Source organism: Paenibacillus sp. PL2-23 (genome assembly GCF_040834005.1).
Taxonomy (GTDB): domain Bacteria; phylum Bacillota; class Bacilli; order Paenibacillales; family Paenibacillaceae; genus Pristimantibacillus.
The window spans coordinates 814,364-834,534 of the sequence record NZ_CP162129.1 but is presented as its reverse complement, the minus strand read 5'-3'; the positions used below and the strand labels follow the sequence as shown (position 1 = coordinate 834,534).

Annotated in this window: 17 protein-coding genes, 1 tRNA gene and 1 other RNA gene; 5 read left to right on the top strand and 14 right to left on the bottom strand. The window is 52.6% G+C overall.

The genetic code is table 11. From position 1 onward, the window contains the following. The first annotated feature begins 19 nt into the window (after nucleotides 1-19). Together AB1S56_RS03605 and AB1S56_RS03600 are read left to right on the top strand one after the other, a co-directional pair. A complete protein-coding gene (locus AB1S56_RS03605; protein ID WP_340872562.1) occupies nucleotides 20-1,768 on the top strand; it encodes an S-layer homology domain-containing protein in 1,749 nt (582 codons plus the stop codon). Nucleotides 1,769-1,830: 62 nt separating this feature from the next. Continuing rightward, a complete protein-coding gene (locus AB1S56_RS03600; protein ID WP_340872560.1) occupies nucleotides 1,831-2,517 on the top strand; it encodes a DUF2628 domain-containing protein in 687 nt (228 codons plus the stop codon). Nucleotides 2,518-2,883: 366 nt separating this feature from the next. On the opposite strand, the gene AB1S56_RS03595 is transcribed toward AB1S56_RS03600, so the two are convergent. From AB1S56_RS03595 to AB1S56_RS03560, 8 genes are all read right to left on the bottom strand, one after another. Further along, nucleotides 2,884-3,234, bottom strand: coding sequence for a hypothetical protein (locus AB1S56_RS03595; protein WP_340872558.1), 351 nt, complete (start codon nucleotides 3,232-3,234; stop codon nucleotides 2,884-2,886). Between the two features lie 138 nt (nucleotides 3,235-3,372). Continuing rightward, on the bottom strand, nucleotides 3,373-3,831 hold the full coding sequence (locus AB1S56_RS03590) for a hypothetical protein (protein ID WP_340872556.1): 459 nt from the start codon (nucleotides 3,829-3,831) through the stop codon (nucleotides 3,373-3,375). 398 nt (nucleotides 3,832-4,229) lie between these two features. Next, nucleotides 4,230-4,595: a transfer-messenger RNA gene (ssrA, locus tag AB1S56_RS03585) on the bottom strand. 255 nt (nucleotides 4,596-4,850) lie between these two features. Then, entirely contained in the window at nucleotides 4,851-5,333 is a 483-nt protein-coding gene (gene smpB, locus AB1S56_RS03580; RefSeq protein WP_340872553.1) for an SsrA-binding protein SmpB, read from the bottom strand. Between the two features lie 481 nt (nucleotides 5,334-5,814). Beyond that, entirely contained in the window at nucleotides 5,815-6,015 is a 201-nt protein-coding gene (locus tag AB1S56_RS03575) for a cold-shock protein (protein ID WP_012772186.1), read from the bottom strand. 279 nt (nucleotides 6,016-6,294) lie between these two features. Continuing rightward, nucleotides 6,295-9,306: a ribonuclease R gene (gene rnr, locus AB1S56_RS03570; RefSeq protein WP_340872545.1), complete on the bottom strand. Its 3,012-nt coding sequence runs from the start codon at nucleotides 9,304-9,306 to the stop codon at nucleotides 6,295-6,297. Nucleotides 9,307-9,468: 162 nt separating this feature from the next. Further along, entirely contained in the window at nucleotides 9,469-9,705 is a 237-nt protein-coding gene (secG, locus tag AB1S56_RS03565) for a preprotein translocase subunit SecG (protein ID WP_340872543.1), read from the bottom strand. 187 nt (nucleotides 9,706-9,892) lie between these two features. Next, nucleotides 9,893-11,086: an ABC transporter permease gene (locus AB1S56_RS03560; protein ID WP_340872542.1), complete on the bottom strand. Its 1,194-nt coding sequence runs from the start codon at nucleotides 11,084-11,086 to the stop codon at nucleotides 9,893-9,895. A 169-nt stretch (nucleotides 11,087-11,255) separates the two neighbouring features. Between AB1S56_RS03560 and AB1S56_RS03555 the strand changes: the two genes are divergently transcribed. Together AB1S56_RS03555 and AB1S56_RS03550 are read left to right on the top strand one after the other, a co-directional pair. After that, nucleotides 11,256-11,918, top strand: coding sequence for a TetR/AcrR family transcriptional regulator C-terminal domain-containing protein (locus AB1S56_RS03555; RefSeq protein WP_340872540.1), 663 nt, complete (start codon nucleotides 11,256-11,258; stop codon nucleotides 11,916-11,918). A 17-nt stretch (nucleotides 11,919-11,935) separates the two neighbouring features. Next, entirely contained in the window at nucleotides 11,936-12,196 is a 261-nt protein-coding gene (locus AB1S56_RS03550) for a hypothetical protein (protein WP_340872539.1), read from the top strand. Nucleotides 12,197-12,263: 67 nt separating this feature from the next. Here the strand turns inward: AB1S56_RS03550 and eno are convergent, their stop codons facing one another. From eno to AB1S56_RS03520, 6 genes are all read right to left on the bottom strand, one after another. Continuing rightward, nucleotides 12,264-13,556, bottom strand: a complete 1,293-nt coding sequence (gene eno / locus AB1S56_RS03545; RefSeq protein ID WP_340872538.1) for a phosphopyruvate hydratase — start codon at nucleotides 13,554-13,556, stop codon at nucleotides 12,264-12,266. 53 nt (nucleotides 13,557-13,609) lie between these two features. After that, nucleotides 13,610-15,148, bottom strand: coding sequence for a 2,3-bisphosphoglycerate-independent phosphoglycerate mutase (gpmI, locus tag AB1S56_RS03540; RefSeq protein WP_340872537.1), 1,539 nt, complete (start codon nucleotides 15,146-15,148; stop codon nucleotides 13,610-13,612). 1 nt (nucleotide 15,149) lies between these two features. After that, entirely contained in the window at nucleotides 15,150-15,905 is a 756-nt protein-coding gene (gene tpiA, locus AB1S56_RS03535) for a triose-phosphate isomerase (RefSeq protein WP_340872536.1), read from the bottom strand. 46 nt (nucleotides 15,906-15,951) lie between these two features. Continuing rightward, nucleotides 15,952-17,136 carry a phosphoglycerate kinase gene (pgk, locus tag AB1S56_RS03530; RefSeq protein ID WP_340872534.1) on the bottom strand — a complete coding sequence of 395 codons (1,185 nt, stop codon included), beginning with the start codon at nucleotides 17,134-17,136 and terminating at the stop codon, nucleotides 15,952-15,954. Nucleotides 17,137-17,287: 151 nt separating this feature from the next. Next, the gene (gap, locus tag AB1S56_RS03525; RefSeq protein WP_340872531.1) at nucleotides 17,288-18,292 is read right to left on the bottom strand and encodes a type I glyceraldehyde-3-phosphate dehydrogenase; all 1,005 of its coding nucleotides are present in this window, start codon (nucleotides 18,290-18,292) and stop codon (nucleotides 17,288-17,290) included. A 97-nt stretch (nucleotides 18,293-18,389) separates the two neighbouring features. Beyond that, complete coding sequence (locus AB1S56_RS03520; protein ID WP_340872529.1) at nucleotides 18,390-19,415, bottom strand: sugar-binding domain-containing protein; 1,026 nt, start codon at nucleotides 19,413-19,415, stop codon at nucleotides 18,390-18,392. Between the two features lie 217 nt (nucleotides 19,416-19,632). Between AB1S56_RS03520 and AB1S56_RS03515 the strand changes: the two genes are divergently transcribed. Further along, nucleotides 19,633-19,707, top strand: a tRNA-Arg gene (locus AB1S56_RS03515). The last annotated feature ends 464 nt before the right edge of the window (nucleotides 19,708-20,171 follow it).

The window sequence follows — 20,171 nt, the reverse complement described above, 5'->3', positions numbered from 1 at the left end:
AGAAGGAGAGACCTGACCTATGAAAAGAATGACCACTCTGTTAGTTGCTTTTATATTAATGTTTGGTATAGTCGGCACGTCATCAGCGGCACTTCCTGGATATGGTGAGGAATGGCAAAATGCCACGGAAACTACACCAGCTGTATCATTCACCGATCTACCGACAACGCATTGGGCATATAAGTACATTGCTGAAATGGTGAACCGAAAGGTGATCAACGGATACCCTGATAATAAGTTTAGACCCAACAATACCATTAGCCGAGCTGAATTCGCAAAGATCATGGTAACAGCATCAGGTATTCAAGCAAAGAAGGTCAACTATTCCTCATTCTCTGATGTTCCAGTAACAAACTGGGCTTCACCATTCGTAGAAGCCGTTAAAGACTATATGACCGGGTATCGGACAGCGAATAAAGAGTACATATTCAATCCATCTGCCCCGGCTTTGCGTGAAGATATTGCCGTCGCTCTCGTCAAGCTAAAAGGATACAATGTGAGCCGCTTGCCTGATCACAGTACAATTGAAGCCATGTTCAAGGATTATGCAGGTATTTCCGAATCGGCAAAAGACTATGTTGCCTTAGCGGTCGAGAATGGATTGATTTCCGGCTTCCCGGATGAGACATTCCGTCCGCAAGCTACGGTCACGCGGGCAGAAGCAACCGTAATGTTATGGCGAGCCTATCAATATGGCAACGACAATAAGGATGTAGGCAGTGATGATGATAATGTAACCACACCTACGCCACCAGAAACGCAACCAGGACAGCCTTCTACACCGACAACACCTGAAGATCCCTCTCAAACGGAACCGGCTGCCAAGTTTACAGTTGATACTCTTGTCGGCGGGATTGGGCCAGGTGGTATAGACGGCCCAGTCAGAATGGCAAAGATAAATCGAGTCGATAGCATGATTGTCGATAAGAATAACAATGTATATTTTCTCGATTCAACCGCACGCAAGATTCGCCGATTCAATAACTCCAACGGAACTGTTGAGACGTTTAAAACTATAGACACACAATTCGATTGGACGCATTCAACTGCTGATCAAGAACTACGATCCTATGATCATGAGTATTTTGTCCCTTCCATGCTCGGATACAGTTTGAGTGACAATAAACTATATTTACTTGGGCTAAGCTCAAAACGAGGGGAATTTAACAACGATTTCGTATTCGACATTACGAACAATGTGACCATGGCAACCTACGTGCTTAGAGCTGATGAAGATCACAAGGTTGGTTATAGTAGTACAAGCATCAAGATGAGTTTTCTTACTGTGGCTGGAGGGGGGGAGATTACTTATGGTTATGACTGGTCATGGAACGGCGATGCTATCTATACTGGGGAACAAGGGGAAGAGGCCGAATTGATAGGACAAGATTACGATCAAACTGGTGTTAGCCTATACGGTCGTAGCGACGCCATTGTTAGCGGCAATGAAGTTTTTATTTTCGATACCGGCATCAGTGCACTGTCCAAGATATCTCTATTCCCCCGCAAAGTAGAAACCGTAGTATCCCTGCGTGGCAATACTTACGATAGTGTCACTAACTATAATGGAAAGTTCTACACATCGATTGGATCAACCATATATGAGCTCACTACAAATGGAAAGCTAAGCACATTCATCAATGGCAATGATCTCGTTTATAATGACGGCAGGCCTATACGCAAAATCAATCATCTCTATTTTGATAATCAAAGCAACGTCATTGTTTACGACGACGATAACAAAGCCATTCGACGCATCAACCTATAATATACATTCGGGGGCATATCGCTCCCGATTATCAAATACATATACTTATTGGAGGTTGTGACATGTACTGCTCCAAGTGCAGTCTTACATTTAATGAAGAAACCAGGTATTGCCCCACCTGCGGCAAAAGCTTGAACAAATCATCGGAGGCAACGATTGCGACTCGATCAGATGTCGCTACATACTCATCCTCGTCATTAAACAAACAATACGAGTCATTATCGGACGGAGAGATGCTACAATCATTTGTAGACAGTAACCGTCATTATTACCTCAAAAAGTGGCACTCTGCTGCATCTCCTCAGAAACGTGCAGGGTGGAATTGGGCCGCATTTTTCTTTGGGCCTCTTTGGCTTGCTTATCGCAAAATGAATAGACAGTTGGCTATCTATTACGCCGTTGTCATTGCTGGATTTATCTCTGTATCGTTGCTGCGATTAATCAATCTAGCAATATCTACGGATTCATCAGCTATATGGCTAATGGTTGGCTTAATTGCAGTAGTACTTGCAGCGATAACCTTCATCATGCCTTTCATATTTGGAATGGATGCGAATAAGTGGTATTACAACCACTCCCAACGTCATATACGACGTCTTCAGTCCAAATCTACAGACCATCATCAACTCTCGCTTGCACTGACACGAACAGGCGGTACAAGCTTCCTTGCCGCATTTTTTATTTGTATACTATCGACAGTGCTGCTGATCGTTTGGTTTGTATTCGATACCGCAATAAATGGTTACTAAATGTTACTACATGAGACGGATCGCACCGTCACGATAGCAATGTGAGGCAAGACTCGATGAACGTAGGAGTAGTTATCGCACTACTCCTTTACTTCAAATCTAATAATATTTCTGTATTTATAGGTAGTAGGGTTACAATAAACGTATACTCTCGATAGATACAAAGTGGTTCGTAAAACATGTTCGATGAAGAATAGGAAACTCAAGGATGCCTGTGATTGTACCGGGGCTAGATGCTAGTACTGGAAGAGAAATCTCAACAAGTGTGTATACCACGCCCAAATGAGGCTTTTTGCGAAATGTTCGGTTTATTGTTACCGTAAAACGCCGATAGGCGGGGTATCAGAACAAAGTCCAGTAAAACAATTAACGCAATAGAAAGGTATTCCTTCCCTTACCATCCAGTTCATCCAAATATCCCAGCAGCATCCGGAAGCGGGAATTAGAATACTCCATCAGCTTTCGATATTCATTGGATGTCAGATCAGGATTTCGTAATCGGATGGCTTGCAGCTTATTCATTTCCACTACATCATACAGTGTCTTATGTACCATGAATCTTGATATGTAATTACCGATGGATAGTTCGGAGAGGTTTTCACTGCCATTCCAGGCATACAACTTAATTTGGCTCTGGAACCTCTCCACGTTATTTCCATGAGATAGAAAGCGATAGATAAGGTCGCTCTTCACTCGTACAGCATCCGACTGTCCCATATAGCTTTGCTCCATCAGAAACACGACAATTCCCATAAAGGTATCAATAATTTGCAGAGGAATAGACTCATGAGATTTTTCGGACTCAACTGATGTGATTTTATATCTTTTGTTTCTATAAACGGAGTGGGCATTCATCTACTCTTTGATTTTGGAATGCAGCTCAAGTGCATCGTATTCATCATTGTGGTCGATTTTAATCTCGACGTCCATTTGATCGGAGAGTTGGCGTGTAACACCATAGAAGAGCCGCTCCGGTATTTTAATGTAGAACAAACTCCTCAACTCCATTGTCGTTAGATCGAGTTGCCGTGCGATGGATTGAGCCTCCGTGTTATTGACTACAAGAAGATTTAAATTGATTTCTTCGTTAGTAATATGATTAAGAACCTTGAAGTACTTCTCCAAATGCTTGTCATGGTTGTACTCGCGAAAATGCAGTTCGCTTTTGGTGCCCAATTCATCAAAGATGTCTTGCACAGTGCGAATTATTTCCGTCATTACTTGTTCGCTGCCACCATATGCTCCATAGTATGAATAAACTTTTTCAGGCTGGTCTATCTTATTGGCTTCGTCAAAATAGATTCTGTAGCTCATCCTACACATCCTATATCTATCATTAATTATGCAATGTCTACTGGGTCAACCTTCGCTTGACTTTCTGCGACGCACATAATATTATGATTATACAGAAATACTACGGTTGAGTATAGCTTTCTCAGCTTCATCAGCAGAGCTGGTTATACTCATAAAACACCCTTCTCAGCCTCGTTGGCAGAGCTGGGTGTTTTTCTTTTTCAAGCACATTCGAGCAACCATTCGCTTTTATTTCCATTTCCTCGCTATCCATCGCCCCACCACAACGTATCCCTTCCGAGATTCCTCGGATTCATGCTTACAAGCCTCACAAACCCGATAACGACGCCATTTTCTAACCGCTATGTATTCCGAGAATGCAAAAAAGACACCTAACAAGGTGTCTCCTCTGATAGTATTGGTGGAGGCGAGGGGATTTGAACCCCTGTCCGAAGACCACGCCACACGGCTTTCTACGGGTGTAGCTGCAGTTTTGATGTCACCTACGGAGTCCCCCTGCAACACGGTACTCTATAGGTCAGCCTGATTGTCTTCTTCAGCACACCCCAGGCGGAGATGTGACAGCGTATCCCACTAAAGTTGGGCCCTCATCCCGGTACATGGGCGATACAGAGCGAGAGCACGCGAGCAGGTTATTAAGCTGCTACAGCGTAGTTTGTTTGTTGTTTGCCATTTAATTGGCTTTAGCGTTGATGAAGCAGACGACTCCCTGCTACCCGCTGGCACGCGCTCGTCCAATCCCCGTCGAATCCATAAACGCCCCCTAATTGGCATAGCCGCAGCGTGTATCCAGGCGAAGCCGGACAACCTGACGTCTAGCACATGAAGCAGGGAACTCCAGGATTAACGATGTCATGACTAACTGCGAGTCAAGCATCTGATCTTGCGTATTGCTTGTTTCATCTTGCGTGTTGCTGCTGTGCTTCCTTGGCACAAACTTAGTATATCACAATTCCACTCCAAAAATCACGAAGGGATTACTGGCAGCCATGGCGGCTGTCACCCATGGATGTACAGGACTATCTTGCCACCTTCTGCTTCTCACGCAGCGCACGCTGGATGTCACGCTGTGCGTCCCGCTTTGCAGCAGTATCGCGTTTGTCAAACTGCTTCTTGCCCTTGCCTAGTCCAATCAGCAGCTTGGCGTAGCCATTGCGCACGTAGATCTTCAGAGGCACAATCGCATAGCCTTCCCGCTTCGACAGACCCAGCAGCTTGTTGATCTGCTCCTTGTGCAGCAGCAGCTTCCTCGTCCGGGTAGGATCCGTCGGATTATGGATGTTGCCCTGCTCGAACGGACTGATATGCATATTATGAATAAAGATTTCGCCGTTACGGATCGTCGAGAACGCATCGCTAATATTCGCCCTGCCCGTCCGCAGCGACTTGATCTCAGTACCCGTAAGCACCATGCCCGCCTCGAAAGTATCCTCGATGAAATAGTCATGGGACGCTTTCTTGTTCTGAGCGAGCTGCTTGCCGTCGTTTTTCTTGGCCGCCATGCTAGTTCACCTCTCTTGCCCGGTGGTTCGACCACCGTCTCTGTTGGTTCATTGTAGCAACTTCCACTGGTAAAATCAACAACTCGCGCCGGTACTGTTTCGCTTAAACCAATCTCTCCTGTGGAATCAACGTTGCATCTCAGCTAATCATGCAAATGTACATGAATTTACGATCAAGGGCCCCATTCAGCGTAAAATGTTGTACCCGGTACATCATTTCGGACACCAAACAGCCGTATCAGCCACTTTCGACCGAAATTGCTGCACTTTTTGCATGATTTCAACGCCAGGAGGCTCTCAGGTCTGAAATTGATGTACAATTGCATCATTTAAGCCAAATTACAAAGTTAGACGGCAGCGTATAGCAGTATCTTACAGGTTTATCACCAGTTAGCGGGTAGTGGCAGAGCTCAGCCTCCAAAAACAGCAAAAGACCGTCCCCGGCGCGGTGCCGGAAACGGTCCTCCAACGAATTAAGCTATTACAGCTTAACTACGTTCTCAGCTTGTGGTCCGCGGTTGCCTTGAACAACGTTGAACTCAACGCGTTGGCCTTCTTCAAGAGTTTTGAAGCCTTCGCCAACGATTGCGGAGAAATGTACGAATACATCGTTGCCGCCTTCAACTTCGATGAAGCCGAAACCTTTCTCTGCGTTGAACCATTTAACTGTACCTTGTTGCATGTGGAATACCTCCAAAAAAATTAAATTAATATGCGCCTCTTGTCTTTAAACAAAAAATTCACACATTGAAAAAGGTGTCATGACGCTAATGATACCCTTTTCAATATGTGAATACAGGGTCATCTCATCCGATTGCCTTGAGTATACTATTCCAGCCAGCAAAAAGCAAGCGACAAGCCTAAATATATTTTCCCAGTATGTCCATAAGACGGCATCTTCACTCTACCCATCCGGATTGGGAAGATGCCGTCCCTATGAACATGGTTTATCGATGCTGGACTACTTCCGTTTTTTGCGGACAAAAGCAGCTGTTGCGTTGTTTAAATCGCCTTTTTTCTTGCGCTTTTTCTTCTTGCCGTCACCCTCGGGACTTGCTGCCGAGACTCCGGAATCGCCTGGCTTGAACACGCCGCTTGTGGTCGTTTTTTTGCGCTTGCCGCCGCCTTTCTTGGCGCCGCCTCCGGAGCGTCCGCCCTGGCCGCCGTCATGCTCCCTCGGCGCGCCCTGCCTGCCGCCTCCACGGCCTTCTCGGCGGCTCTCAGCACCACTGCCTGCGCCCCGGATCGGCAGGCCCCACATATCCATACGCGGCTTGCCCTCCGCTTCCAGCTCAGCAGCGCGCTGGTCGATCCAGCTGCCGTCGTCCTCACGGACTGACGCGCTGTCGTCCAGCGGGTCAACGCCCCTCTGCCACGGGTTGCCGCCCTCGCCCTGTCCTCCGCTGCGGCCTGCCTGGATGCCCTCCGGCCCTCCGCGCTTGAACTTCCCGCGGCGCCCTCCGGCATCCGATCCGCCGCCAGCACGCGCATCAGCGCCAGTACGCGCACTATTGCCAGCGCCAGCACGCGCATCAGCGCCAGTACGCGCACCAGTGCCAGTGCCAGCACGCGCACCAGCGGCAGCGCCCGCGCGGCCTCCTGCCGCCGCTCCCGGCCGTCCGCCTGGGCCGCGACCATCCCCGCTGCGTCCGCCCCCGCTGCGACCGCCGCCCTGCTCTCCGCGTCCGCCAAAGCGGCCGCCTCCGGCTCCTCCGGCTCCGCCGCGATCTCCCCCGCGGCTGCCATACCCGCCGCGCTTGCGCGGACCGCCTGCGCCGAAGCCAGAGTCGGCTACGCCCCGATAGCTGCCGCGAGGCTTCATATCCACCATCTCGAAGTCGATATTATATTCCTCCATATCGACACGGGAGACACGGATCTTCACTTCGTCGCCGATCCGGTACACCTTGGATGTCCGTTCACCGATCAGCACCATGTGCAGCTCATGGAAGTGGTAATAGTCGTCGTTCATATCGCTGAGACGAATAAGCCCCTCCACCGAGTTCTCCAGCTCGATGAACATGCCGAAGCTCGTGACACTGCTAATAATGCCGTCGAACTCCTCGCCGACCTTATCCAGCATGTATTCGCATTTCTTCAGCTTATCCGTGTCCCGCTCTGCGTCAACCGCCACGCGCTCCCGCTCCGAAGAATGCTGCGCGATGTCCGGCATACGCGCCGTCAGCGCCTCGTGACGCGCCTCTGTCAGCGTGCCGCCCCCCTCGATGACCTCCCGTATGATGCGGTGGATAACGAGGTCGGGGTAGCGCCGAATAGGCGAGGTGAAGTGGGAATAGAACTCCGCCGCGAGGCCGAAGTGCCCCAGACTCTCGGCATCGTATTTGGCCTGCTTCATGGAGCGAAGCATCATCGTCGAGATGACTGTCGCTTCCTTCTTCCCTTGAATGTCCTCAAGCAGCGTCTGCAGCGCGCGCGGATGAACTGAATTGCCCTTGCCGCCCTTCACCACATATCCGAAGTTCGCCGCGAACTGCATGAACGTAAGCAGCTTGTCCTGATCCGGATCCTCGTGAATCCGATACAGGAACGGGACGCGCAGCCAGTGGAAATGCTCCGCCACCGTCTCATTCGCCACCAGCATGAACTCCTCAATAATCTGCTCCGCTACGGAACGCTCCCGCTTCACAATATCGACGGCTTTGCCGTTCTCGTCAACGAGAATCTTGGACTCCTGGAAGTCGAAGTCGATCGCTCCGCGTTTCATCCTCTTGGCGCGCAGCCGCATAGCCAGCTTCTCCATAAGCCCGAACATCTCCAGCAGGTCGGCATAACGCTCCTTGAGCTCCGTCTCCGGCTCTTCCTCCGTGGCCGTAAGAATGCGGCGCACGTTCGTATAGGTCATACGCTCCTTGGTCCGAATGACGCTGGTGAATACATCATGGCGAACACGCTTCAGCGTCCCCGCATCGAACTCCATCTCGCAGGACAACGTCAGCCGATCCACCTGCGGATTCAGCGAGCAGATGCCGTTCGACAGCCGATGCGGCAGCATGGGAATGACGCGGTCGGTCAAGTAGACGCTGCAGCCTCTGCGGAACGCCTCCTGATCAAGCGCGGATCTCTCCCGCACATAATAGCCGACATCCGCAATATGAACGCCCAGCAGATAATTCCCGTTCTCCAGTATCTTCACGTGTACAGCGTCATCCAGGTCCTTGGCATCCTCGCCATCAATCGTCACAATCACTTCATCCCGAAGATCGCGACGGCCCTGCTCCACGATCTCTTCTTCCGTAATCGTATCCGGCGCCTCTTCCGCCTCCGCCATCACCTCATCCGGAAAGCTCTCCGGCAGCTGATGCTTGCGAATAATGGACAGAATATCGACACCGGGGTCGTTCTTGTGGCCGAGAATTTCCAGAATCTCTCCTTCAGCCGCACTGCGCCCCTCTGGATAGACAACGATGCGAACGACGACCTTTTGCCCCGTAACCGCACCCTGGAAGCCGCCCTTCGGGATGAAAATATCCCGGTTGATCCGTTTGTCATCAGGAATAACAAAGCCGTACGCCTCATGATTCTCGAATGTGCCCACGATCTGCGTGACGGCGCGCTGCACAATACGAACAACCTCGCCCTCCATGCGGCCGCCGCCTTCGCTTTGGGAGGTAATGCGCACCAGCACAATATCGCCGTTCATCGCGCTCTTGAGATCGTTGGCGTGTATGTAGACGTCGGGATGATCCTTTACATCCGGCAGCAGGAACGCGAACCCCTTGGCATGAGCCTGCAGCTTGCCGCGCAGCAAATTCATCCGTTCCGGCACGCCGTAACGCTCATTCCGAGTACGAATGACCTTTCCTTCATCCTCCAGCTTATTCAGAAGCTTCAGAAACTCCTTGAACTCCGCTGCACCCTCTATGCCGAAGCTCGTCTCCAGCTCCTGATAGGTCATTGGCTTATAAGCCGTCTCCCTCATAAAATCCAGCAATTCCTGCTCACGATTCTCCATGCTCTAATCTCCTCAAGAACCGATCTGCCTTCACTCTCGCAGACGGTTGATAGATTGCCATATACCATGTAGTATACACGACTTGCATACCCGCAATCCCGTTCCTTGAAAAAAAACGCAAAAAAAAGCGAGGACCAAAGGCCTCGCTCTTCATCATACGGACTATTGTTGGACGAAATAGGATACCACCAGGGACAACACAAAGAATCCAATTGCCAAAGCAACCGTCAGACGCTGCAGGAACAGGTCCAGACCACGCGCCTTCTGCTTGCCGAACAAATGCTCAGCACCGCCCGTAATGGCACCGGACAAACCAGCGCTCTTGCCCTTCTGCAGCAGGACGACCGCGATCAAGCCGATCGAGAACAATACAAGCAGGATCTTCAATGTGACTTCCATTCAATCCACCTCCAGCGTAACCGCTCGTAAAAACACATAAGCTCATCATAGCATATTAGCTTGTTATTTACAATAGGACTAGCTATTATCCATCCTTCACCGTTCTTGTCAAAATACAACCTACTCCGCATGAGCGCGAAATTTGGCTACTTCCTCCGCCAGCACGGGCTGGGCGAAGCTGCAATGATCATGGCGCTGCTGCACCCTTCACTCCACCCGGCTTCATGACGGACAGCAGCAGCACGACAAAGCTCACTACAGCAATCCCTGCCAGTACAAGCGCTGGACCATTTAAACTGAAGCCTTGGCCGAAGAAGAACAGCTCTCTCAGACCATCAACCATGAACCGCATTGGGATCCAGGAATGAATCCAGTCGCGGTAAAACCCATTCATGAACTCAGGCGGCAGCGACAATAGAGGCGCCCCGAAGAACAATAGCAGGACGAACAGCGCGATGCCCTGAATTCCTGTCCAGCTCAGTACAGCCGCGATCATAAGGAAGAACGCAAGCACAGACCGCGCTAAGAATAGTCCCATGTCTCCCACGCTTGGCACGTTCAGATCGAGCATGCCGTCTGCGAGCCAGGCCATGGTGAAGCCTGCCAGCAAGGCGATCACTATACCGATTCCAAGCTGCGCCAGTCTGGCATGCAGCTTATCACGACGGCTTACTCCCGCTCGCCCGATCGTTTGGCCGACGACCAGCGTCGTAATCGCAGCGCCCGCGATGCTTGCCATCCAGATGGGCTGGAACAGCGAGATGGGTGCATTGCCTCTTGCCGCGCTTGTGCCGAATTCGTTCACATTCGTCACTTTGCTGGCGATCGGCGCCGCAATAGCCGCGGCTTGCTTCGGAGTCAGCATAGCGCCTTGGCTCTCCAGCTCGCCGAACAGCTCCGCGCTGAGCTTGGCATTCATCCCGCCGAGCATCCCATTCACCATCTGCGTCACCATAGAGGCCGCCGTGGCGTTCATGCCTTGATTCACAAGCACCTCCAGCTCCGGCGCTTGCGGCTCTGGAGAGCGAAGCGAAGCCTGCTTCCGACTGAAGTCGGCCGGTATGATCACCGCAGCGTAATAGGACTGCTCGTTCAAGCCTTTGCGCGCTTCTTCATAGCTGCTTACCCCCACCCACTTCACGGGAGAGGCCTCATCGCCTGTGCCAGCGGCCCCCTGCCCCATCTGTGCCGCGATAGCTTCGCCCAGCTTCAGCTTTGAGCCATCCGGCAGGTCGGCTCCCTCATCCAGGTTCACGATTGCAACCGGCAGGTCGGCCGGCTTCATCGTCGCGCTTGGCATAAGCGTCAGCGAAAAGATAAATACAACAAGCAGAGCAATAACCGGAGAGGCTATGATCAGCTTATTTTTTAAAACGGTCATCTCGGAACACACTCCTCGTTTTTAATAGACACCGTGTTGATTATCGTTCATAATGTTCATTATAATCGGTTGGCTAAGGAACACAATAATCAACATAGAGCAGAGTGACGTTTTCTGAACACCATACGATCATCTGTTGATTAGCAGCTTATGTAAGGAGGTTAAGGAGATGAAAGAGGAACAGCAGCATGTAGATCGCCGCGTAGTACGGACCAAACGGATGATTCGCGACGCGCTTACGGAGCTTATGGAGGAGAAGGGCTTTGACGGCATTACGGTCAAGGACCTGACGGAACGGGCCGACATTAACCGGGGGACGTTCTATATCCACTATAAGGACAAATACGATTTGCTGGAGCAGAGCGAGATGGAGCTGATCAACGAAATAACGGGGCTTGCGGAGACCAGCTTCCTCAAGGTCGCTGCTAATTACAACAAGCAGATGAGCAACTGGACGCTGCTTCCGTTCGTGGAGCAGCTGTTCGAGCTCATACAAGAGAATGCCGCTTTCATGAAGGTAATCCTGGGACCTAAGGGAGATCCCTCCTTCCAGAAGAAGATCAAGGAAGTGATCAAGCGGCGCTCCCTGCCTATTCTGACGACCATCGGCGGCGAGCTGCTGGTGCCTGCCGAATACTTGACCGCATACGTCAGCTCCGCTCACCTCGGTGTTATTCAGAACTGGCTGGAGAGCGGGATGAAGACGCCTCCGAAGGAGATGGCATATTTCCTGGCGCAGATGACCCTGCTTGGCCCAGGTTACGTAGCAGGTATTACGCGGGAGAACAGGGAGTCGATACGCGAGTACCTGGAGAGCCAGCGGCTCAACTAAGAGAAGGCATCCGGCGTTTGTATCTAGGTATGCATCCCGGCTTCTATACGACGGCAATCACCCTCTTGTTCAGCATGCCCGTCATTCTGGGCGCTTACGGCCGGTTCCAGAAGGCCGAGCTTCGGGGAAGGCTGAAGCTCGCAGCCTTGCTGACGCTGTTCTATGGTCTTGCCGCCATACTGTCGGTCGCGCTCATTAGCGGTATAGCTTACACTTTCCTTCACATGCAATGTGGACAAAAAAAGCTATTCCTCGGGGTCGTGAACCTCGGGGAATAGCTTTTTTCTGCTTAAAACAAGCGGCCCGCCCCGAAGGGCGGACCGCTTGCCAAGTTACCGTTATGGCTTATTTGAAGTTTTTCAGGTTGTAGAATGCCGCTTTGCCACCGTATTGAGCTGTGGAGCCCAGTTGGTCCTCGATGCGAAGCAATTGGTTGTACTTCGCTACGCGGTCCGTACGGGAAGGAGCGCCTGTTTTGATCTGGCCAGCGTTCGTCGCAACCGCGATGTCCGCAATAGTGCTGTCCTCGGACTCGCCGGAACGATGGGAGATAACCGCTGTGTAGCCAGCGCGCTTCGCCATTTCGATCGCGTCGAAGGTTTCAGTCAGCGTACCGATTTGGTTCACTTTAACCAGAATGGAGTTGCCCACGCCTTGCTCGATGCCGGAGGACAGACGCTCAGTGTTCGTTACGAACAGGTCATCGCCTACGAGCTGAACCTTGCTGCCCAGCTTCTCAGTGAGAAGCTTCCAGCCTTCCCAGTCGTCTTCGGAGCAGCCGTCTTCGATCGATACGATTGGATACTTCTCAACCCACGAAGCCAGCAGGTCTACGAACTCAGCAGGCGTAAACGATTTGCCTTCGCCAGCCAGCACGTATTTGCCGTCCTTGAAGAACTCGGTGGAAGCAACGTCCATGCCCAGGAATACGTCCACGCCAGGCTTGTAGCCAGCGCGCTCGATGGCGGAGATGATTGTTGTGATCGCTTCTTCGTTGGAGCCCAGGTTCGGCGCGAAGCCGCCTTCGTCGCCAACAGCCGTGTTCAGGCCCTTGTCATGCAGTACAGCTTTCAGGTTGTGGAAAATTTCCGCGCCGATGCGAAGAGCTTCTTTGAAATCGGAAGCGCCAACCGGCAGAACCATGAACTCTTGTACGTCGATGTTGTTGTCAGCATGCTCGCCGCCGTTGATGATGTTCATCATTGGCACTGGCAGAGTTTTCGCGTTGAAGCCGCCAAGGTATGTGTAGAGCGGCACATCCAGAGCGTCAGCAGCCGCGCGAGCTACAGCCATGGATACCGCAAGGATTGCGTTAGCGCCCAGCTTCGCTTTGTTCGGCGTGCCGTCCAGAGCGATCATTTTGCGGTCGATAGCCACTTGATCAAGCGCGTCCAGACCAATAATCTCAGGAGCGATGATGGAGTTAACGTTATCAACAGCTTTGGTTACGCCTTTGCCCAGGTAACGGGATTTGTCACCGTCGCGAAGCTCAACGGCTTCGTACGCGCCAGTGGACGCGCCGGATGGCACGATCGCGCGGCCTTTGCCGCCGGACTCCAGAGCTACTTCAACTTCAACAGTTGGATTCCCGCGGGAATCCAGCACTTCGCGTGCGTATACGTCAACGATAATGGACATAGTGAATTCTCTCCTTTTATTCCTGAATTAAAATTTTCCCAATCCCTAGTCTACTATTTCTGACCAAGCAATGTCGAGCCTGTCATTTCAACTGGCTTCGCCAGTCCCAGCAGGTCCAGCATCGTTGGCGCAATGTCCGCCAGAATGCCGCCTTCGCGCAGCGACGCGCCTTCTCTCGTTACGATAAAAGGAACCGGGTTCGTCGTATGCGCCGTATGCGGACGGCCGTTCTCGTCGAACACCATATCAGCATTGCCATGGTCCGCCGTGATGATGCAGACGCCGCCCTTGGCAAGCACCGCTTCAACCACTTGACCCAGGCACTCATCCGTCGCTTCTACCGCTTTGATCGTCGGCTCCAGCATGCCGGAGTGTCCCACCATGTCGGGATTCGCGAAGTTCAGGATGATCGCATCATGCTTATCCGCTTCAATCTCACGGACGGTGGATGCCGCCAGCTCGTAAGCGCTCATCTCCGGCTGCAGATCGTACGTCGCCACCTTCGGCGAATTGATCAGCACACGCGTCTCGCCCGGAAGCTCCTTGTCGCGGCCGCCGCTGAAGAAGAATGTCACATGCGGATACTTCTCCGTCTCCGCCGTGCGAAGCTGCGTCTTGCCGTTCTGCGCCAGCACCTCGCCCAGCGTGTTGTCGAGATTCTTCGGAGAATACGCGACATAGCCGCCTACGGTTTCGCTGAAGAGCGTCAAGCAGACGAAGTGCAGACCAACGGGATGATTAACGCCGCGGTCGAAGCCGTGGAAATCGTCATTCATAAATACTTGAGACAGCTGAATCGCGCGGTCCGGACGGAAGTTGAAGAAGATGACGGCATCCTCAGACTCCACAAGCCCTACCGGCTTGCCGTCGCCGCCCACGATAACCGTCGGCATGACGAACTCGTCATATACGGACAACACGTAAGATTCCTCGACAGCCTGCACGGGATCGATGTATTGAGGGCCTTCGCCGTATACCATCGCGCGGTAAGACTTCTCCGTACGCTCCCAGCGCTTGTCGCGGTCCATCGCGTAGTAACGGCCTTGCACCGTCGCGATGCGGCCTACGCCCAGCTCCTCGATCTTCGCTTGCAGCTGCTCCACGTAGCCTTTGGCGCTGTCAGGCGAAACGTCGCGGCCATCCAGGAACGCATGCACATAAACCTCTGTCAGCCCTTCCTTCTTCGCGAGCTCCAGCAGCGCGAACAGGTGAGCGATGTGGCTGTGAACGCCGCCGTCGGACAGCAAGCCGTACAGATGAAGCTTCTTGCCTCTCGCCTTCACATGATTGACGGCAGCAAGCAGCGTCTCATTCTCATAGAACTCGCCTTCGCGAATCGACTTGCTGATGCGCGTCAGATCCTGGTATACGATGCGGCCCGCGCCAATGTTCAGATGGCCAACCTCGGAGTTGCCCATCTGGCCGTCAGGCAGACCAACCGCTTCACCGGAAGCCGTCAGTGTTGTGTGCGGGTATTGCGCCCAGTAACGGTCGTAATTCGGCTTGTTCGCTAGCGCAACCGCGTTGCCCGTCACGTCATTCCGAAGGCCGAAGCCGTCCAGGATAATAAGTGCTACCGGTTTGCGGGACATCTTACTTGGCCCCCTCGATCAGAGCGATGTAGGACGCAGGCTCAAGGCTTGCTCCGCCTACCAGCGCGCCGTCGATATCCGCTTGGCCGAGGTATTCCGATACGTTGTTCGGCTTCACGCTGCCGCCGTATTGGATACGAACCTTCGCCGCTACCGCTTCGTCGTACAGACCCGCAATAACAGTGCGGATATAGCCGATAACGTCTTGCGCGTCTTCGGAAGTGGAGGATTTGCCCGTACCGATCGCCCAGATTGGCTCGTAGGCAACCACAACTTCAGCCGCTTGCTCCGCGGACAGGCCTTGGAACGCACCCTCCGTCTGAACCTTGCACACTTCCTTTGTTGCGCCGGACTCACGCTCCTCCAGCTTCTCGCCTACGCAGACGATAGGTGTCAGGCCGTGCTTGAATGCCGCAACCGTCTTCTTGTTCACGATCTCGTCCGTTTCGCCGAAGTAAGCGCGGCGCTCGGAATGGCCGATAATGACGTATTTCACGCCCAGCTCCTTCAGCATGGAGCCGCTGATTTCGCCCGTGAACGCGCCATTGTCCTCAAAGTGGACGTTCTGCGCGCCGATAGCGATCGTCGTGCCTTTCGCCGCTTCCACAAGCGCAGGAAGCGCCGTGAATGGAGCGCAGATGACGCTCTCCACGCCCGCTACCTCTGCTTTGCCCTTCACTTCCGCGAAGAATGCCGTCGCTTCGGAGACGGTTTTGAACATTTTCCAGTTGCCAGCGATAATAGGTGTTCTGCTCATCTTCGGTAATCCCCCTTAAGTTTTCGAAGTTTTCGAAAGCCTCTGCTTATTTGTCGTTAAGAGCTACTACGCCCGGAAGCTGCTTGCCTTCCATGAACTCCAGGGAAGCGCCGCCGCCTGTCGAGATGAAGTCCATCTGGTCAGCCAGACCGAACTTCTCAGCCGCTGCAGCGGAATCGCCGCCGCCGATAACCGTGTAGGCCGAAGTCTCCGCAGTTGCTTGTGCTACCGCGCGCGTGCCATGGGAGAACGGCTCGATCTCGAATACGCCCATTGGTCCGTTCCATACAACCAGCTTGGAGTTTTTGATGACATCCGCATACAGCTCACGCGTTTTGGGACCGATGTCAATGCCTTCCCAGTCGGAAGGAATGCCGTCGATGCCCACGATTTGCGTGTTCGCATCCGCGCTGAAGTCATCCGTAACCACAACGTCTACAGGGATGTAGAAGTTTTTGCCCAGCTTCTTCGCTTTTTCGATGAACTCGAGCGCCAGATCCAGCTTGCTGTTGTCCACCAGGGACTTGCCAATCTCATGGCCTTGCGCTTTGAAGAACGTATAGGAGAGGCCGCCGCCGATGATGATGTTGTCGGCGATCTCCAGCATTTTGTCGATAACCGCAATTTTGTCCTTCACTTTGGAGCCGCCTACGATAGCTGTGAACGGACGCTCAGGGTTGTTCAGCGCTTTGCCCAGCACCTCAAGCTCTCTCTCCATCAGCAGACCGGACACGGCAGGCAGGATGTGCGCAATGCCTTCTGTGGAAGCATGAGCGCGGTGAGCGGCGCCGAACGCGTCGTTGACGAACAGGTCAGCCAGCTTCGCGAACGCTTTCGCCAGCTCAGGATCATTTTTCTCCTCGCCAGGATAGAAGCGTACATTCTCCAGCAGCAGGACGTCGCCATTGTTCATCGCCGCAACCTGCGTCTCGACGATATCGCCAATCGCTTCGTTCGCTTTGGCTACCGTCTTGCCCAGCAGCTCGGACAGACGCACTGCGGAAGCCGTGTGGCGCAGCTCCTCTACCACTTCACCGTTCGGACGGCCGAGATGGCTCGCCAGAATAACCTTAGCGCCCTTCTCGATCAGATAGTTAATCGTTGGCAGCGTCTCGCGGATCCGCTTGTCGTCTGTAATCTGACCGTTCTCGATTGGCACGTTGAAGTCCACACGCACGAATACGCGCTTGCCCGCCAGCTCTGCTACGTCGCGAATACTCTTCTTGTTCATCGTAAAATCCTCCCCGAATGTGGTCTCACATAAGTAAAGGCGCCCCTTCCCTTGCATCAAGGAAGGAACGCCTAGAGGTCAGGCCCTGCGAGGGCGCAAACCAAGGGCCGAAGCTCTCCGTAAGGAGCCGCGGCCCGTCAGCTTTCTTTCCTTACAGACCTTTGCTTGCGATATATGCAGCAAGATCAACTACGCGGTTGGAATAGCCCCACTCGTTGTCGTACCAGGAAACAACCTTCACCATGTTGCCTTCAACAACCATAGTCGACAGAGCGTCGATTGTGGAGGAAGCCGGGTCGCCGTTGTAGTCGCTGGATACCAGCGGCAGCTCATTGTAGTTCAGGATGCCTTTGAGGGAAGTCTCAGAGGCTTCTTTGAATGCTGCGTTTACTTCTTCAACCGTTACGTTTACTTTCAGCTCAGCTACCAGATCCGTTACGGATACGTTAGGCGTAGGAACGCGCATAGCCATACCGTTCAGCTTGCCTTTCAGCTCAGGCAGTACCAGCGAAACAGCTTTCGCAGCGCCTGTGGAGGAAGGAATGATGTTCTCAGCTGCAGCGCGAGCGCGGCGCAGGTCTTTATGAGGAACGTCAAGCACGGATTGGTCGTTTGTGTACGAGTGAACAGTTGTCATCATACCTTTAACGATGCCGAATTTATCGTTCAATACTTTTGCGAAAGGAGCCAGACAGTTGGTTGTGCAAGACGCGTTGGAGATGATTGTGTGCGCAGCCGGATCGTATTTGTCTTCGTTAACGCCGATAACCACTGTAATATCTTCGTTTGTAGCTGGAGCGGAGATGATAACCTTCTTAGCGCCGCCTTGCAGGTGAAGCTCGGCTTTCTCCTTAGCAGTGAAGATACCTGTGGATTCAACAACGATCTCAGCGCCTACGGAGCCCCAAGGCAGGTCTGCAGGGTTGCGCTCAGCGAATACTTTGATTTCTTTGCCGTTAACAACCAGCGCGCCTTCTTTGGCTTCTACAGTAGCGTCCAGAACACCGTGAGTTGTATCGTATTTGAGCAGGTGAGCCAGCGTGTTAACGTCAGTCAGGTCGTTCACCGCTACGATCTCCACTTCAGAATTGTTCAGCGCCGCGCGGAATACGTTACGACCAATACGTCCAAAACCATTAATACCAACTTTAACCATTGTTTGTTTCCTCCTAAGCATTATTGTATTGCAAAATATATTTCAAGACGTCCGCGGCCCTTGCCGCTTCTCGTCATGATGCCTCTCTCCGCTGCCCTCAGTCCAGCAGCTTGACGATCTCAAGCGCCGCCGCTTCGTCCGTCACGAGCACGTCATTATGCCCGAAACGCATGACCGCCGCTATCGCTTCTCCCTTGCCCTGACCGCCTGCTACGCCAATAACACATTCAGTGTTCACAATATCCTCAAGTCGTAATCCTACCGTCTGCATTTTGTGAACGACAGCCCCGCTCCGGTCAAAATAAAACCCGAATGCCTCTGCCAGCGCACCGTCCGCCTTCATCGCTTCTACGACATCGAGCTCCAGCTTTCTGCGCCTCGCCATTACCATCGCGTCTCCGATCCCGTGCACCACAATGCGCGCGCTGCGGATAACGCTGACGATTTCCCTGATGTTCGGCTCTTGCATAAGCGACGCGAATGCTTCCTCGCCCAAGTGGTCCGGCACATGCAGCAGTCGATAATTGCCGCCTGTCCGCTTGGCCATCGTCGACGCCAATGTGTTGGCCTGATAGTCGAGGCTTTCGCCGAGACCGCCTCGGGCCGGCACGAACCAGATGTCCTTCATCGCCGGGGTTGGCGTCAACTGATTCGCTACGTGCGACAGGGTTGTACCGCCTGTTATAGCCACCACATCGCGGGGATGAATCTTCAACCTGAGCACCTGGCAGGCTGCGCGACCAAGCTCCCGCTTCGTCTGTACCGACGTTTCGGAATCGCCCTGCACAATAACAACCTGGGATAGACCGAACGCTGCGCGAAGCCTCTCCTCCAGCTCGGACAAGCCGAACATCGACTTGTAGAGCGGCTCAAGCTGCTCCAGCATGCTCCGTCCACGCTCACTGATTCGCATTCCTGCGGAGTCAATCTCCAACAGGCCTTGCTCTTTCAAAAATTCGGTTTCCGCCCGGAGCACCCTCTCCGTCATATCCAGCGCGTTCGCCAGCGTCCGACGTCCGATTGTGTCCGATAGCATGACCTGATGCAGGATCATATACCGCTTCCGCATGACCTCCAGAAGATCCGGCACAAGCTGCTGCTGCAGTTCAATGAGCTCTCGCATCTTCCTTCACTCCATCAGTCAACTGGGACTGAATACGTCCCATATGTTCCTTTTTAGTCCCACTTCTATATTACTGGAATTGCGCCTTCCCCGCAAGTGCCCCAGCACATATGAAAGCGATTACTGTCACGATTTTCACAATTTTAATTTTGCTTACCCGCTTGCTTTCATCCGCCGAATGTCATATAATCATTTTTGCTACTGTTTTTTTGTTTATGCGCCCGTGGTCCAATGGATATGACGTAGGCCTCCGGAGCCTGAGATCTAGGTTCGATTCCTAGCGGGCGCGCCAACTTAACGAATACGTACAGCCGTTCAGCGAAAAAAGCTGAGCGGCTTTTTTGTAGGCATTTTACATAAGCAATCTTATACACAGCTATCTACACAAGTTAATCCAATAATAATTGTTGCGTTAGACGTGTGACTATCGATGGACGGGAGGGCTGGTGCGGTGTGGCTATCAGGGGGGGCGGGAGGGCTGGTGGGCTCCATAGCCTCACGTGGGATCGTTATCGGACCTCAATTGCAGCTAATTAGCGCAATAACGATCTGACGTGTGGCTATCGCGGGCCGGGAGGGCTGGTAAGGCTCCATAACCACACGTGGGATCGTTATCGGATCTCAACTGCAGCTCATTAGCCCAATAACGATCTGACGTGTGGCTATCGATGGACGGTAGGGCTGGTGCGGCTCCATAAACACACGTGGGATCGCTATCGCATCTCAATTGCAGCTAATTAGCGCAACAACGATCTG